This window comes from Seohaeicola nanhaiensis, from assembly GCF_042654245.1.
In the GTDB taxonomy this organism is placed as follows: Bacteria; Pseudomonadota; Alphaproteobacteria; order Rhodobacterales; family Rhodobacteraceae; genus Seohaeicola_A; species Seohaeicola_A nanhaiensis.
On record NZ_JBHSGI010000009.1, the window covers coordinates 406,462 to 419,501 of the forward strand.

Annotated in this window: 15 protein-coding genes; 9 read left to right on the top strand and 6 right to left on the bottom strand. The window is 65.7% G+C overall.

What is annotated here, in order from left to right; all coding sequences use genetic code 11:
• The first annotated feature begins 95 nt into the window (after window positions 1-95).
• Window positions 96-1,034 (top strand): DMT family transporter, encoded by a 939-nt coding sequence (locus ACFO5X_RS12300; RefSeq protein WP_380717752.1) that lies wholly within the window; start codon window positions 96-98, stop codon window positions 1,032-1,034.
• Between the two features lie 23 nt (window positions 1,035-1,057).
• A complete protein-coding gene (cobO, locus tag ACFO5X_RS12305; protein WP_380717754.1) occupies window positions 1,058-1,648 on the top strand; it encodes a cob(I)yrinic acid a,c-diamide adenosyltransferase in 591 nt (196 codons plus the stop codon).
• A gap of 35 nt (window positions 1,649-1,683) precedes the next feature.
• Here cobO and ACFO5X_RS12310 read toward each other — a convergent pair whose 3' ends face one another.
• Both ACFO5X_RS12310 and ACFO5X_RS12315 read right to left on the bottom strand, forming a co-directional pair.
• Window positions 1,684-3,237 (bottom strand): alkaline phosphatase D family protein, encoded by a 1,554-nt coding sequence (locus ACFO5X_RS12310; RefSeq protein ID WP_380717755.1) that lies wholly within the window; start codon window positions 3,235-3,237, stop codon window positions 1,684-1,686.
• A gap of 120 nt (window positions 3,238-3,357) precedes the next feature.
• On the bottom strand, window positions 3,358-3,807 hold the full coding sequence (locus tag ACFO5X_RS12315; protein ID WP_380717756.1) for a MarR family winged helix-turn-helix transcriptional regulator: 450 nt from the start codon (window positions 3,805-3,807) through the stop codon (window positions 3,358-3,360).
• Window positions 3,808-3,919: 112 nt separating this feature from the next.
• Here ACFO5X_RS12315 and ACFO5X_RS12320 point away from each other — a divergent pair, with 112 nt between their 5' ends.
• A complete protein-coding gene (locus ACFO5X_RS12320) occupies window positions 3,920-4,348 on the top strand; it encodes an organic hydroperoxide resistance protein (RefSeq protein ID WP_380717757.1) in 429 nt (142 codons plus the stop codon).
• Window positions 4,349-4,351: 3 nt separating this feature from the next.
• Here ACFO5X_RS12320 and ACFO5X_RS12325 read toward each other — a convergent pair whose 3' ends face one another.
• Window positions 4,352-5,116, bottom strand: a complete 765-nt coding sequence (locus ACFO5X_RS12325; protein ID WP_380717758.1) for a 23S rRNA (adenine(2030)-N(6))-methyltransferase RlmJ — start codon at window positions 5,114-5,116, stop codon at window positions 4,352-4,354.
• Between the two features lie 59 nt (window positions 5,117-5,175).
• Complete coding sequence (locus ACFO5X_RS12330) at window positions 5,176-6,042, bottom strand: branched-chain amino acid aminotransferase (protein ID WP_380717759.1); 867 nt, start codon at window positions 6,040-6,042, stop codon at window positions 5,176-5,178.
• Window positions 6,043-6,168: 126 nt separating this feature from the next.
• Between ACFO5X_RS12330 and ACFO5X_RS12335 the strand changes: the two genes are divergently transcribed.
• The 6 genes from ACFO5X_RS12335 to dxs all read left to right on the top strand — a co-directional run bounded on the left by ACFO5X_RS12335 (window position 6,169) and on the right by dxs (window position 11,499).
• Window positions 6,169-6,708, top strand: coding sequence for a MarR family winged helix-turn-helix transcriptional regulator (locus tag ACFO5X_RS12335; protein ID WP_380717760.1), 540 nt, complete (start codon window positions 6,169-6,171; stop codon window positions 6,706-6,708).
• Window positions 6,708-7,409 carry a response regulator gene (locus ACFO5X_RS12340; protein WP_380717761.1) on the top strand — a complete coding sequence of 234 codons (702 nt, stop codon included), beginning with the start codon at window positions 6,708-6,710 and terminating at the stop codon, window positions 7,407-7,409. The genes ACFO5X_RS12335 and ACFO5X_RS12340 overlap by 1 nt, the downstream gene beginning before the upstream one ends.
• A gap of 70 nt (window positions 7,410-7,479) precedes the next feature.
• Window positions 7,480-8,406, top strand: coding sequence for a histone deacetylase family protein (locus ACFO5X_RS12345; RefSeq protein WP_380717762.1), 927 nt, complete (start codon window positions 7,480-7,482; stop codon window positions 8,404-8,406).
• The gene (locus ACFO5X_RS12350; RefSeq protein WP_380717764.1) at window positions 8,403-8,645 is read left to right on the top strand and encodes an exodeoxyribonuclease VII small subunit; all 243 of its coding nucleotides are present in this window, start codon (window positions 8,403-8,405) and stop codon (window positions 8,643-8,645) included. Before ACFO5X_RS12345 ends, ACFO5X_RS12350 begins: the two co-directional genes overlap by 4 nt.
• 3 nt (window positions 8,646-8,648) lie before the next feature.
• Window positions 8,649-9,554 (top strand): polyprenyl synthetase family protein, encoded by a 906-nt coding sequence (locus ACFO5X_RS12355; protein ID WP_380717765.1) that lies wholly within the window; start codon window positions 8,649-8,651, stop codon window positions 9,552-9,554.
• 16 nt (window positions 9,555-9,570) lie between these two features.
• Window positions 9,571-11,499 carry a 1-deoxy-D-xylulose-5-phosphate synthase gene (gene dxs, locus ACFO5X_RS12360; protein WP_380717766.1) on the top strand — a complete coding sequence of 643 codons (1,929 nt, stop codon included), beginning with the start codon at window positions 9,571-9,573 and terminating at the stop codon, window positions 11,497-11,499.
• Window positions 11,500-11,532: 33 nt separating this feature from the next.
• On the opposite strand, the gene ACFO5X_RS12365 is transcribed toward dxs, so the two are convergent.
• Together ACFO5X_RS12365 and ACFO5X_RS12370 are read right to left on the bottom strand one after the other, a co-directional pair.
• Entirely contained in the window at window positions 11,533-12,132 is a 600-nt protein-coding gene (locus ACFO5X_RS12365; RefSeq protein WP_380717767.1) for an exopolysaccharide biosynthesis protein, read from the bottom strand.
• A complete protein-coding gene (locus ACFO5X_RS12370; RefSeq protein ID WP_380717769.1) occupies window positions 12,132-12,989 on the bottom strand; it encodes an SDR family oxidoreductase in 858 nt (285 codons plus the stop codon). The genes ACFO5X_RS12365 and ACFO5X_RS12370 overlap by 1 nt, the downstream gene beginning before the upstream one ends.
• Window positions 12,990-13,040 lie beyond the last annotated feature (51 nt).

Genomic DNA, 13,040 nt, shown 5'->3' on the forward strand with positions numbered 1-13,040 from the left:
CCTCCCGGGGGCTTGCGCCCTATCTGCCCGGCGCAGGGGCATAAAATCAAGTCGGGCCGTTGATCTTTCCGAAATGCCGACGCAGGGTCCGCGCGATGCCCGAGACGCTTTCTTCCCACCGGCCCGGACTCGCTATTGCGTTCAAGCTGAGCGCGATGGCGATCTTTTCCGTGATGTCCGCGATGATCAAGGCCGCCACAGCCGAGGTTCCGTCGGGCGAGGCAGTGTTTTTTCGCGCCTTCTTCGCGATCCCGGTGATACTCGGCTGGCTGGTGCTGCGTGGCGAGTTGCGGCGCGGTCTGGTCACGCGGAACATCCGGGGCCATTTCCTGCGCGGTCTGCTGGGCACGGTGGGAATGCTGCTGTCATTCGCCGGTCTGTCGCTGCTGCCGCTGCCCGAGGTGACGGCCATCGGCTATGCCACACCGATCTTCACGATGATCCTGGCCGCGGTGATCCTGGGCGAGCGGTTCCGGCTGATCCGGCTGTCGGCGGTTGCGGTCGGTCTGGTCGGCGTGGTGATCATGCTGTGGCCCCGGCTGGGCGGTGCCGCCTCACTGGAGCAGGGCGCCGCTCTGGGCGCGGTGCTGGTTCTTGGCTCGACCATGGCGAGCGCGATGGTGCAGATCCACATCCGCCAGTTGGTGCAGACCGAGCATACTGCGGCGGTGGTGTTCTATTTCATGACATCCGCCGCGGTGCTGTCGCTGTTCACCCTGCCGTTCGGATGGGTCGTACCCTCGGGCGAAACGCTGGCGCTGCTGGTCGGCGCCGGGTTGATCGGGGGCGTGGGGCAGGCGCTGATGACCTCTGCCTATCGTTATGGGCAGGCGTCGATGCTGGCACCCTACGACTATACCTCGATGATCTTCGCGATCATCCTGGGGTATGTCTGGTTCTCGGAACTGCCGCAGGCGATCACGCTTATGGGCGCGGCGCTGGTGATCGCCGGCAATGTGGCGGTGATCCTGCGCGAGCGCTATCTGGGCATCGAGCGGACCAAGGCGCGGTCGGTCAGCGACCCGAAGGCATAAGGCTCTAACAAGGGGATTGCGACATGAACGACGAGCACAAGGCGAAGATGCAGGCGGTGCAGGCCGACAAGGCCGCCCGCAAGGCCGAACTGCGCGACCCCGAGCGCGGGCTGGTTCTGGTGCATACCGGCAAGGGCAAAGGCAAGACCTCGTCCGCCTTCGGCGTGCTGGCGCGGGCGCTGGGCTGGAAGCAGTCGGTCGGTGTGGTGCAATTCATCAAGGGCAAATGGGTGACAGGCGAGCGGCGGTTCTTCGAGGATCTGGGCGTCGCCTGGCATTCGATGGGCGAGGGCTTTACCTGGGACACGCAGGACCGCGAGCGCGACATTGCCGCGGCGCAGGCGGCCTTTGCCAAGGCGCGTCAGATGATGGAGAGCGGAGAATTCGATCTGGTCGTTCTGGACGAGATCAACATCGCGATGCGCTATGAGTATCTGTCGGTGCCCGAGGTTCTGGCCGGGCTGGAGGCCCGTCACCCGCGCACGGCCGTCATTCTGACCGGACGCGATGCCAAGCCGGAGATCTGTGACTATGCCGATCTGGTAACCGAGATGACCGAGGTCAAACATCCGATCAAGGCCGGCATCAAGGCGCAGCGCGGGATCGACTTCTGAGTGGGCGGGGCCCCTTGGCGGGGCCCCGTCCGTGATCAGATCGACGCGGTTTCCGGATCGAGCGTGACCGACCAGAGTTCGGTGTTGCCGACGTCCATCAGGCGCACCTTCATCTGCTGGGTCGCGCCGTCGATATCGACCAGACCGAAGAACTGAAGCCCGGCGGAGGGCGGCAGGTTGGCCTGTCCGGCCTCGGGCGCCTTGATGAATTTCAGCTCGGGCCCGAAGGTCGGGTCGAGATCGTTCGGGCCGAAGGTGCCAGCGTGCAGCGGGCCCGAGACGAATTCCCAGAACGGTTCGAAATCCTGGAATTGCGCCTTGTTAGGGTCGTAGTAGTGGGCGGCGGTATAGTGCACGTCGGCGGTGAGCCAGACGGTGTTCAGGATCCGCGCGGACTTGATGAAGCGCAGAAGTTCGGCAATCTCGATCTCGCGCCCGCCCGGGGCGCCGGTGCCGCGGTCGGCCACGGCCTCGATCTTGTCGCCATCGGGAACCACCAGACCCAGCGGCATGTCCGCGGCGATCACCTTCCAGGTTGCCTGCGATTGTGCCAGCTCGCGCTTCAGCCAGGCCACCTGTTCGGCGCCCAGGATGCGGGCCTCGTCCGAGAGTTCGGATTGCGGCGTGTCGGTATTGGCGCCGCGATAGCTGCGCATGTCGAGGAAGAAGATGTCGAGCATCGGGCCGTAGGCGATCTTGCGATAGACGCGGCCCGGCTCGGCCGGGGTATAGCGGATCGGCGTCATCTCGTGGAAGGCGCGGCCGGCACGCGCGGCCAGCAGGGCGATGTTCTTCTCGGTATAGCGCTCGTCGGCGCTGAGGTCCTTGGAGGATGACCAGTTGTTGACGACCTCGTGGTCATCCCACTGGAAGAAGGTCGGGCAGACCGCGTTGAGCGCGCGCACATGCTCGTCCATCATGTTGTATTTCCACTGGCCGCGATATTCGTCCAGCGTCTCGGCCACCTTGCGCTTTTCGTCGATCAGCACGGTGTTCTTCCAGATCGTCTGGCCGTCCTTTTCGACAGTGTCCTGCATCGCGCCGTCGGCATAGATGGTGTCGCCGGAATGCAGGAAGAAGTCGGGGCGGTGCTGTGCCATTGTGGCATAGGTGCGCATCCCCTGATCGTCGATGCCCCAGCCCTGGCCGGCGGTGTCACCCGACCAGGCAAAGCGGATGTCGCGGCGTGACATGGCGGCGGTGCGGAACTGGCCGACCAGCGGCTCGGACAGGGCGTTGACGTCCGACAGGTCGGCGGCGGTGAAGCGGTAGAAGATGTCCTGATCCGATGGCAGGCCTTCGACCAGGCGCTTGATCGCGAAATCGCTGTCGGGCAGCGCGTTCAGTGGCGCGAGCTTGCGGGCATCGGCAAAGCTCTCGGTGGTCGAGACTTCCATCATCACCCGGGCGGGGCGGTCGGTGCGTGTCCAGATCATGCCGGAGGTGGTGTCGATGTCGCCCGATTGCAGGCCATGGGTAAAGACCGGGCGCGAGGAGGCGCGGCTGATGGCAGGCATGGCGAGGCTGGCCGCGAAGGCTGTGCCGCCGGCGAGGACGGCGCGGCGGGTGGGTCGGAGGAGTCTGGTCATGCAAGGATTCCCTGATGCTGGCCCGAACGCGGGCGGGAGTGAACAGGGGCCATCAACCGCAGAATTGTGAAAGCTGCGGATCGTCCGGGTAACGGTTGCGCGAAGTTTTGGTGACGGGTGTCAGTCCGCAGCAGGCTCTGCGTGGGAAGTCAGAGCCTGTTTCAGCGTGGTGATCTTCTGGCGAAGGTCGATCAGCTCGGGGATCGACAGGCCCGTTGCGTCGAGGATGCATCGGGTGATGCGATCGGACTCGGGCTGAAGCGCGCGGGCCTTTTCGGTGAGCGAGACGGTCACCATCCTTTCGTCGTCGCGCGAGCGGGTGCGGGAGATCAACCCCGAGTCTTCCATACGTTTGAGCAGGGGCGTGAGCGTGTTGGATTCGAGGCCCAGCGCGGTCCCGATCTGTCGGACGTTCTGCCCGTCTTCTGCCCAGAGCGCGACCAGCACCAGATATTGCGGATAGGTCAGCCCCAGCGGCGCCAGCAGCGGGCGGTAGAGATGTGTCATCGCGTGACTCGCCGAATAAAGCGAGAAGCAGAGCATGTCGGAAATATTCAGGGGTCTGGTCATGGAACAAATTTAGGGCGCGCGCGATTGAATCGCAAGGGATTGAAAGTCGGGAGACCTCGGGCTATATGAATCTCACACGATTAAATCGCACACGATCCAAAAGGAGACTCATATGGCCATTTCCCCCGTCTACACCGCTGCTGCCACCGCAACCGGAGGCCGCGACGGCCGTTCGAAAACCGAGGACGGGTCGCTGGATGTGAAGCTGGGCGTGCCGACGGAAATGGGCGGCAAGGGCGACGGCAACAATCCGGAGCAGCTGTTCGCAGCGGGTTACGCGGCCTGCTATCTCGGCGCGATGAAATTCGCGACGACGCAGGACAAGTCGCTGGCAAAGGTACCGGCCGACACCACGGTGACCGCAAAGGTCGGGATTGGCCCGCGGGCGGACAAGGGCTTTGGCATCAAGGTCGATCTGGAAGTGAAGATGCCGGGTCTCGACAAGGCCGAGGCGCAGAAGATCGCCGACGCCGGCCACGAAATCTGCCCCTATTCGAACGCGATCAAGGGCAACGTGGACGTGACGACCTCGGTCGCCTGATACCTAGCGCGGCAGCCGGTCCAGATCGGCTGCCGCCTCTGCCAGACCCCAGGGCGGGTTGATCACCACCATGCCGCTGCCGATCATGCCGTGACCTTCGCGGGCGGGTGGGAAGGTCAGCCGATGGTGCAGGATTTCGCCTTGCAGACCCTGGATTTCTTTTAGCACAGCCTGTTCCGCCCCCGAGGCGAGGATCGGATACCAGAGCATCAGCACACCCACCGGCCATTTGCGATGCAGGGTCTGCATCAGCTTGGGCATCGCGGTGAAGTCGTCCTTGATCTCGTAACTCGGGTCGATCAACAGCAGCCCCCGGCGCGGCGTCGGCGGACAGAGCGACAGCGCCATCTGGACGCCATCCGTCTCGCGTACGTCGATGCCCGGGAAGTCCGCGCGCAGGGCACGGGCCTCGGCGGGGTGACGCTCGGCCAGGACCATCCGGTCGCCTGGCCGCAGCAGGGCCTGCGCGAGGAAGGGAGAGCCCGGATAAGCCGATGGTCCGCCCTTGGCGCGGGCCGCCGCAAGAGCTTTCAGATAGGGATGATCGTGCGGAAAATGCGGCTCTGCACGGGTGATTCCTGCGGCGGCCTCACCGGTCTTGAGCGCCTCCGGCGAGGTCAGGTCATAGAGACCCCGGCCCGAATGCGTCTCGATATAGACCATCGGCTTGGGCTTCTGGCCCATATAGGCGAGCGCGGAGGCCAGCAAAGCGTGCTTGTGCACGTCGGCCATGTTCCCGGCATGATAGGCGTGCTGGTAGGAGAGCATGGCCGTGTTCCGAAAGGGGACGGCGGGGCAAGCCCCGCCCAGTGCCAGCAGAGGGCGCGTTACGCGCGCACGAGCTTTTCGTAGCTTTCCGCGATGTCGCGCGTCAGGGCCCCGACCTCGAAGGTGTAGTCGCCGATCTGGCCGACCGGCGTCACCTCGGCGGCGGTGCCGGTCAGCCAGCACTGCTCGAAGCTTTCCAGCTCTTCCGGCATGATGTGCCGCTCGTGGACCTTGATCTGCTTGTCTTCCAGCATCCCGATCACGGTCTGGCGGGTCAGGCCGTTCAGGAAGCAGTCGGCCTTGGGCGTGTGAACCTCGCCGTTCTTGACGAAGAAGATGTTGGCGCCCGTCGCCTCGGCCACGTAGCCGCGGTAGTCCATGAACAGCGCGTCCGAACAGCCCTTGGCCTCGGCGGCGTGTTTGGACATGGTGCAGATCATGTAGAGACCGGCCGCCTTGGCGTGGACGGGAATCGTTTCGGGGGAGGGGCGCTTCCATTTGGAAATGTCGAGCTTTGCGCCCTTGAACTTGGCATCGCCGTAATAGTTGCCCCATTCCCAGCCGGTGATGGCGAGGCGGACGGGGTTGCGGCGGGCCGAGACGCCCATGTCTTCGCCGGCGCCACGCCAGGCGACCGCACGCACGTAGGCGTCGGTCCAGCCGTTGGCGGCGAGCATGTCGTATTTCGCCTTCTCGATTTCCTCCACCGAGTAGGGGATTTCGAAATCGAGCATCTGGGCCGAGGCCTTGAGGCGCTTGGAGTGCTCGACACCCTTGAAGATCTTGCCGTTGTAGCAGCGCTCGCCCTCGAAGACCGAGCTGGCATAGTGCATCGCATGGGTCAGGATGTGTACATTCGCATCGCGCCAGTCGATCAGCTTGCCGTCCATCCAGATCTTGCCGTCGCGGTCATCATAGGTCGTCATGTCGCTTCTCCACACAGGCGAATGTCTTTGCATTTGTTGCGCCGTCATATCCGGATCGGACATATTATTGCGCCAAATTGAGCGGTCACTACCGCTTGGCCCTTGGAATGTCAACAAGGCTGACTTATGCTTTGCAAAATTGACTCCGAGGAGAGGCTGTTGGAGACGCGCGCATCGCAGGGGTTTGGCGGAGAGAGCCTGCTCTTCCTCACAGACGAACAGTTGCGTCAGGGGATAGAGGCGATGTTCTTTGCCTATCGCGGGTTTACCGCCGATCCCGACCGCATCCTGGATGACCTTGCCTATGGGAGAGCGCATCACCGCGCTGTGCACTTCATCAACCGCGCACCGGGCACGACGGTGAACAACCTGCTGGCCATCCTCGGAGTGACCAAGCAGAGCCTGAACCGGGTGCTGCGGTCGCTGATCGAGGACGGGCTGGTGGAAAGCCGGGTGGGCACGGCGGACAAGCGCGAGCGCCACCTTTACCTGACGGAGCAGGGGCGGGCGCTGGAGACCAAACTTTCCGACGCGCAGCGGGCGCGGATGCGGGCGGCCTTTCGTGAGGCGGGACCGGAGGCGGTGGCCGGGTTCCGGCAGGTGCTGGAGGCAATGATGGACCCAGAGATGCGCCGCGCCTACGCCCGGCTGCGGGACAATGCATGATGACCGATTTCGACGCCCATCTGCTGATTGTCGATGACGACGAACGAATTCGGGAGCTTTTGAAGAAGTTCCTGATCCGGCATGGGTTTCTGGTGACGGCGGCGCGCGACGCGGCCCATGCGCGGCGGATCCTGTCGGGGCTGGATTTCGATCTGATCGTTCTGGACGTGATGATGCCGGGAGAGGACGGGATCAGCCTGACCCGGGCGCTGCGCACCGACAAGGACACGCCGATCCTGCTGCTGACGGCACGTGGCGAGACCGAAAACCGGATCGCGGGGCTGGAGGCTGGGGCGGACGACTATCTGGCCAAGCCCTTTGAGCCGAAGGAGCTGTTGCTGCGGATCAATGCGATTTTGCGGCGGATGCCTGAAGCGCCGGCGCCCTCGACGGCGCCGAAGATCCTGCATCTGGGGCCGGTGCGCTATGACATCGAGCGGGGCGAGATGTGGCAGGGCGAAGAGCTGGTGCGGCTGACCGCGACGGAAAGCCAGCTGATGCGCATTTTTGCGGCCCGCCCGGGCGAGGCGGTGAGCCGGACCAAGCTGGTGGAGGACCTCGGCCGCGACCGGGGCCAGGCGCAGGAGCGGGCGGTGGACGTGCAGATCACCCGGCTGCGGCGCAAGATCGAGAGCAACCCGAAACAGCCGCGCTATTTGCAGACCGTGCGCGGTGCGGGCTACATGCTGGCGCCGGACTGACCCGGCGTTGCCCTTGCGGCGCGGGCGGTCCTGAGTATTTGGAAAGAGAAGAAGCCAGAGGGGGAGCCCGATGACCACAGCCCTGATCACCCATGCCGACTGTCTCGCGCATGTCACGCCCGAAGGGCACCCGGAGCGGGTGGCGCGGCTGGAGCATGTCCTGCATGCGCTGGAGCCGCTGGACCTGAAGCGCGTGACCGCGCCTCTGGCGGCAGAGGACGACATCCTGCGCCTGCATCCGGCGGGCTATCTTGCCGATCTCAAGCGCAAGAGTCCGGCGGAAGGCTGGGTGCAGCTGGACGACGACACCTTCATGTCGCCGGGCACGATGACCGCGGCGTTCCGCGCGGCGGGGGCGGCGATCCGGGCGGTGGACATGGTGCTGGGCGGGGAGGTGAAGAACGCCTTCGCCGCGATCCGGCCGCCGGGACACCATGCCGAGACCGAGACGCCGATGGGCTTCTGCCTGTTCGGCAATGTGGCACTGGCGGCGAAACATGCGCTCGACTTCCACGGGCTGAAACGGGTCGCGATTGTCGATTTCGACGTGCATCACGGCAATGGCACGCAGGACCTTCTTTGGGACGAGGCGCGCGCGCTGGTGATCACCAGCCAGCAGATGCCGTTGTGGCCGGGCACCGGCAAGCCGAGCGAGACCGGCGTGCACGACACCATCCTGAACGTCCCGCTGCCGCCGGGCAGTGACGGGGCCACGATGCGCGCCGAATACGAGCGGCAGGTCTTCCCGCGACTGCGCGCGTTCAAGCCCGAGCTGATCATCATTTCGGCCGGGTTCGACGCCCATGCAGAGGATCCTTTGGCCCAGCTGGAATGGCAGACCGAGGATTTCGCCTGGCTGACCCGGCGACTTTGCGCCATCGCGGAAGAGGTCTGCGGCGGGCGTGTGGTCTCGACCCTGGAAGGCGGCTATGATCTGGGCGCGCTCGCCGCCGGGGCGAAGGCGCATGTGGAAGAACTGATCGAGGCCGGCAAATGAGCCAGAAACCCGTCAATGAGATGACCTTCGAAGAGGCGATGAAAGAGCTGGAAACGGTGGTCGACGCGCTGGAGAAGGGCGACGTGGCGCTGGATGCGTCCATCGCGCTGTATGAACGCGGCGCGGCGCTGAAGAAGCGGTGCGAGGAAGAGCTGAAGCGGGCCGAGGAAAAGGTCGCGGCCATCACGCTGGGGGCGGATGGCGCGCCCACGGGGTTGAAGCCCGTCGAAGGGCTCTGAACCGTGGACCAACTCGAGGGTCGCCGGATCCCCGACCTGGATGCGCTGCCCTTCCCGGCCGCGCTGGAACGGGCGGGCCAGCTGGCGCAGGGACGGATACTGGCCGCAACCTCTGGCGCGCAGGACGATGTCGGCGAGGCGATGCGCTATGCTGTCGAGGGCGGCAAGGGGTTGCGCGCCTTCTTCGTCATAGAAAGCGCCCGGCTGTTCGGGATCGACCGTTCGGATGCGGCGCCGGCCGCCGCCGCGATCGAGGCCCTGCACACCTACAGCCTGATCCACGACGACCTGCCCTGCATGGATGACGACGACCTGCGGCGCGGCAAGCCGACGGTGCACAGGAAATGGAACGAGGCAGTCGCCGTGCTGGCAGGCGACGCCCTGCAGGCGCTGGCCTTTGAGCTGGTGACGCAGGCGGTCTGCCCGGCAGAGCGGCGCCTCAGTCTGCTGGCCACATTGGGCGGGGCGGCGGGTGTGCACGGAATGGTCGGCGGTCAGGCGATGGACATGGCCGCGGAAAGCGCCAGCACCCCGCTCACGCTGGACGAGATCATCCAGCTTCAGGCCAAGAAGACCGGCGCGTTGATTTCCTGGTCTTGCACCGCTGGCGCGGTCATGGCCGGAGAGAACCCCCACAAGCTGCGCGTCTACGGGGAGTGCCTGGGGCTGGCCTTTCAGATCTGGGACGACGTTCTGGACGTGGAAGGCGATGCCGCCCGCGTCGGCAAGGCGGTGCGCAAGGATGCCGTCGCCGGAAAGGCGACCTTCGTGTCCCTGCTGGGGCTGGACGGGGCAAAGCGTCGCGCCCGCGACCTGGTGGACGAGGCGAGCGCGGCGCTGGATATCTACGGGGAGGCCGCCGATTGCTTGCGGCAGGCCGCCCGGTTCGTTATTTCCCGCGAACACTGACCGAGGACGCGAGCCTGTGACCGACCGCCCCGCCACCCCGCTTCTGGACCGAATCCGGCGGCCGGCCGACATGAAGCGACTGAGCGAACGCGAGCTGACCCAGCTGGCGGGCGAGCTGCGGGCCGAGACGATTTCGGCCGTTTCCGTCACCGGCGGGCATCTGGGGGCGGGCCTTGGTGTGGTGGAACTCACGGTGGCGCTGCACGCGGTTTTCGACACGCCGCGCGACAAGATCATCTGGGACGTCGGCCACCAGTGTTATCCGCACAAGATCCTGACCGAGCGGCGCGACCGCATCCGCACGCTGCGCACGAAGGGCGGGTTGAGCGGTTTTACCAAGCGCAGCGAAAGCCCCTATGACCCCTTCGGGGCGGCTCATAGCTCGACCTCGATCAGCGCGGCGCTGGGGCTGGCGGTGGCGCGCGATCTGGGCGGGATCACCCCCGAAGGCATCGGCGACACCATCGCAGTGATCGGCGACGGCGCGATGAGCGCGGGCATGGCCTTTGAGGCGATGAACAACGCGGGCCATCTGAAAAAGCGGCTGATCGTCATCCTGAACGACAACGAGATGAGCATCGCGCCGCCGGTCGGGGCGCTGTCATCGTATCTCTCGCGGCTTTATGCCGAGGCGCCGTTTCAGGAGCTGAAGGCGGCGGCAAAAGGGGCGGTTTCGCTCTTGCCCGAGCCGTTCCGCGAGCGGGCAAAGCGGGCCAAGGACATGCTCAAGGGTCTGGCGGTCGGCGGCACCCTGTTCGAGTCGCTGGGCTTTTCCTATGTCGGTCCGATCGACGGGCATGACATGGGCCAGTTGCTGCCCGTCCTGCGCACCGTGCGCGACCGGGCCACGGGGCCGATCCTGATCCATGTGCTGACGCAGAAGGGCAAGGGCTATGCCCCGGCCGAGCGGGCGCGCGACAAAGGCCATGCGACGGCGAAGTTCGACGTGATGACGGGCGAACAGGCCAAGGCGAAATCGAATGCGCCGTCCTATACAAAGGTCTTCGGTGAGACGCTGGTGAAGCTGGCGGCCGAGGACAGCCGAATATGCGCGGTGACGGCGGCAATGCCGGACGGCACCGGGCTGAACCTGTTCGCGGAGCGGTTTCCGAGCCGGTGTTTCGACGTGGGCATCGCCGAGCAGCATGGCGTGACCTTCAGCGCGGGTCTGGCGGCTGGCGGGATGCGGCCGTTCTGCGCGCTGTATTCGACGTTTTTGCAACGCGGATACGATCAGGTGGTGCATGACGTGGCGATCCAGCGGTTGGCGGTGCGCTTTGCCATCGACCGCGCCGGGCTGGTCGGCGCCGATGGAGCGACCCATGCGGGGGCTTTCGACATCGCCTTCCTGGCCAACCTGCCGGGCTTCGTTGTCATGGCGGCGGCGGATGAGTCGGAGCTGGTGCATATGGTCGCCACCGCTGCGTCTTATGACGAGGGGCCGATTGCCTTCCGCTATCCGCGCGGCGATGGGACCGGGGTGGAGCTGCCCGAGACGGGCGTGCCGCTGGAGATCGGCAAGGGACGAATCCTGCGCGATGGCGGGCGTGTGGCGATCCTGTCGTTCGGGACGCGGCTTGCCGAAGTCGAAAAGGCCGCAGAGGCGCTGGCGGCCAAAGGCATCGCGCCAACCGTGGCCGATGCGCGCTTTGCCAAGCCACTGGATGAAGAGCTGATCCTGCGCCTGGCGCGTGATCATGAGGCGCTGATCACCATCGAGGAGGGCGCGGTGGGAGGCTTTGGTTCTCAGGTCGCGCAGCTTCTGGCAGAGCGGGGCGTCTTCGATGGCGGACTGAAATTCCGTTCGATGGTGCTGCCCGATGTCTTCATCGACCAGGCCAGTCCGGCGGACATGTACGCCGTGGCCGGGATGAACGCCGAGCAGATCGAGGCGAAGGTGCTCGGGGTGCTGGACGTGGCGCGGATCGGCGGGAAACGGGCGTAGACCCTTTTCCCGGCCGCTTTGCACCTACGATGATCAGGCGAGCAGCATCCAAGTCGCCGCGGCCGCTACGGCAACCGTCAGGATGTAGCCGGCCAGCAGGAACATGCCGTCCCGGGCAAGCAGGCCGAAGGCGATCAGGGCGACAAGGCTCGCGCCGATCGAGGTCACCAGCGGCAGGATTTCCAGCAATGGCCAGCTGAGAGGAATCAGGAAGCACGCGAGATAGCCGATCTTGCGCGCCGGACCGTTGGCGAGCAGGGTCAGACGGCGCTGGGCGTGGCGGTCGACCCATCCACCTGGACGCTCGAGCCAGCCGATCGCCTTGTGCAGGCGAGCGCCCGGGAAGGAGCGCCGCATCACGAACCCCGGGAGCCAGAGGTGATCGCGACCGATCAGGGCCTGGGCGCTGACGAGGCAGATGAGAATGGCGGAGATCGTCGGCAGGGTCGGGATGCCCGACAGGGGCGACACCATAAGCACGGCCACCGCGAGGACCACCGGCGTGAAGCTCCGCTGACCCAGCGCCTCGACCAGGTCGCCGATCGACACGCGCGACTGCGACGCGGCAGAGTCCAGCACGTCGAGGATGTCGGAAAGGCGGCCGGGACGACCCGCGGCCACGGGAGCTTGCATCAGTGACCTTCCTCCCGGAGCAGGGCAGCGAGCCCCGACCGGTAATCGGGATAGAGAAGTTTGACTCCCAACTCCTCCTTGATGCGTTGGTTCCGGACGCGCTTGCTCTCGGCGTAGAAGCTGCGGGCCATCGGGGTCATGTCGGCGTCTTCATAGGGCACCTCGGGCGGGAGCGGCAGGCCCAGCAGTTCGGCGGCATGGGCGATGACGTCCTGCGGGGCGGCGGGTTCGTCATCGCAGACGTTGTAGATGGCGCCCGGATTGGGACGTGCGATCGAGGCGGCGAGCACCTGGGCAATGTCCTCGACATGGGTGCGGCTGAAGACCTGTCCGGGTTTCACGATGCGCCGCGCGGTGCCCGCCTTGACCTTGGCGAAGGGGCCACGGCCGGGGCCGTAGATGCCGGCGAGACGAAAGATGTGCAGGGGCAGGCCGGGGATCGCCTGCCATTCTGCCTCTGCCAGAACGCGGAGTTGCCCGCGCCGGGTGGCAGGGTCGAGCGGTGCGGTCTCGTCCACCCAGTCGCCGCCGTGGTGGCCATAGACGCCGGTCGTGGAGAGATAGCCGGCCCAGTCCAGCCGCGGCGCCAGCGCCGCGATCTCCGGCCCCAGGTCCGCCAGCACCGGGTCGCCGGCCTCGCTGGGGGCTGCGGAGGTGAGCAGGTGGGTGGCGCGGTTGAGTGCCTCCGGCACGCCGTCGCCCGGGAAGCGCACCGGGATCACGCCCGTAGCCCGAATCGCCTCTGCCTTTTCGGCGCTGCGGGTCGTACCGTAGATAGTCCACCCCTGCGGGATGAGCAGGCGGGCCAGTGCCTGCGAGGAATAGCCATGCCCGAAGGAAAACAGTATCTTGTCCATGCGCCTGTTTTCGCAGAGCCGGGCCGCGATGCAAGCGTTACGAAAATTCTT

Coding starts and splice junctions, on each gene's coding strand:
- ACFO5X_RS12325 (WP_380717758.1), bottom strand. CDS start 5,116: ATGCTCTCCTACCAGCACGCCTATCATGCCGGGAACATGGCCGACGTG.
- ACFO5X_RS12310 (WP_380717755.1), bottom strand. CDS start 3,237: ATGACCAGACTCCTCCGACCCACCCGCCGCGCCGTCCTCGCCGGCGGC.
- ACFO5X_RS12330 (WP_380717759.1), bottom strand. CDS start 6,042: ATGACGACCTATGATGACCGCGACGGCAAGATCTGGATGGACGGCAAG.
- ACFO5X_RS12335 (WP_380717760.1), top strand. CDS start 6,169: ATGCTTTGCAAAATTGACTCCGAGGAGAGGCTGTTGGAGACGCGCGCA.
- cobO (WP_380717754.1), top strand. CDS start 1,058: ATGAACGACGAGCACAAGGCGAAGATGCAGGCGGTGCAGGCCGACAAG.
- ACFO5X_RS12345 (WP_380717762.1), top strand. CDS start 7,480: ATGACCACAGCCCTGATCACCCATGCCGACTGTCTCGCGCATGTCACG.
- ACFO5X_RS12350 (WP_380717764.1), top strand. CDS start 8,403: ATGAGCCAGAAACCCGTCAATGAGATGACCTTCGAAGAGGCGATGAAA.
- ACFO5X_RS12300 (WP_380717752.1), top strand. CDS start 96: ATGCCCGAGACGCTTTCTTCCCACCGGCCCGGACTCGCTATTGCGTTC.
- ACFO5X_RS12320 (WP_380717757.1), top strand. CDS start 3,920: ATGGCCATTTCCCCCGTCTACACCGCTGCTGCCACCGCAACCGGAGGC.
- ACFO5X_RS12340 (WP_380717761.1), top strand. CDS start 6,708: ATGACCGATTTCGACGCCCATCTGCTGATTGTCGATGACGACGAACGA.
- ACFO5X_RS12370 (WP_380717769.1), bottom strand. CDS start 12,989: ATGGACAAGATACTGTTTTCCTTCGGGCATGGCTATTCCTCGCAGGCA.
- ACFO5X_RS12365 (WP_380717767.1), bottom strand. CDS start 12,132: ATGCAAGCTCCCGTGGCCGCGGGTCGTCCCGGCCGCCTTTCCGACATC.
- ACFO5X_RS12315 (WP_380717756.1), bottom strand. CDS start 3,807: ATGACCAGACCCCTGAATATTTCCGACATGCTCTGCTTCTCGCTTTAT.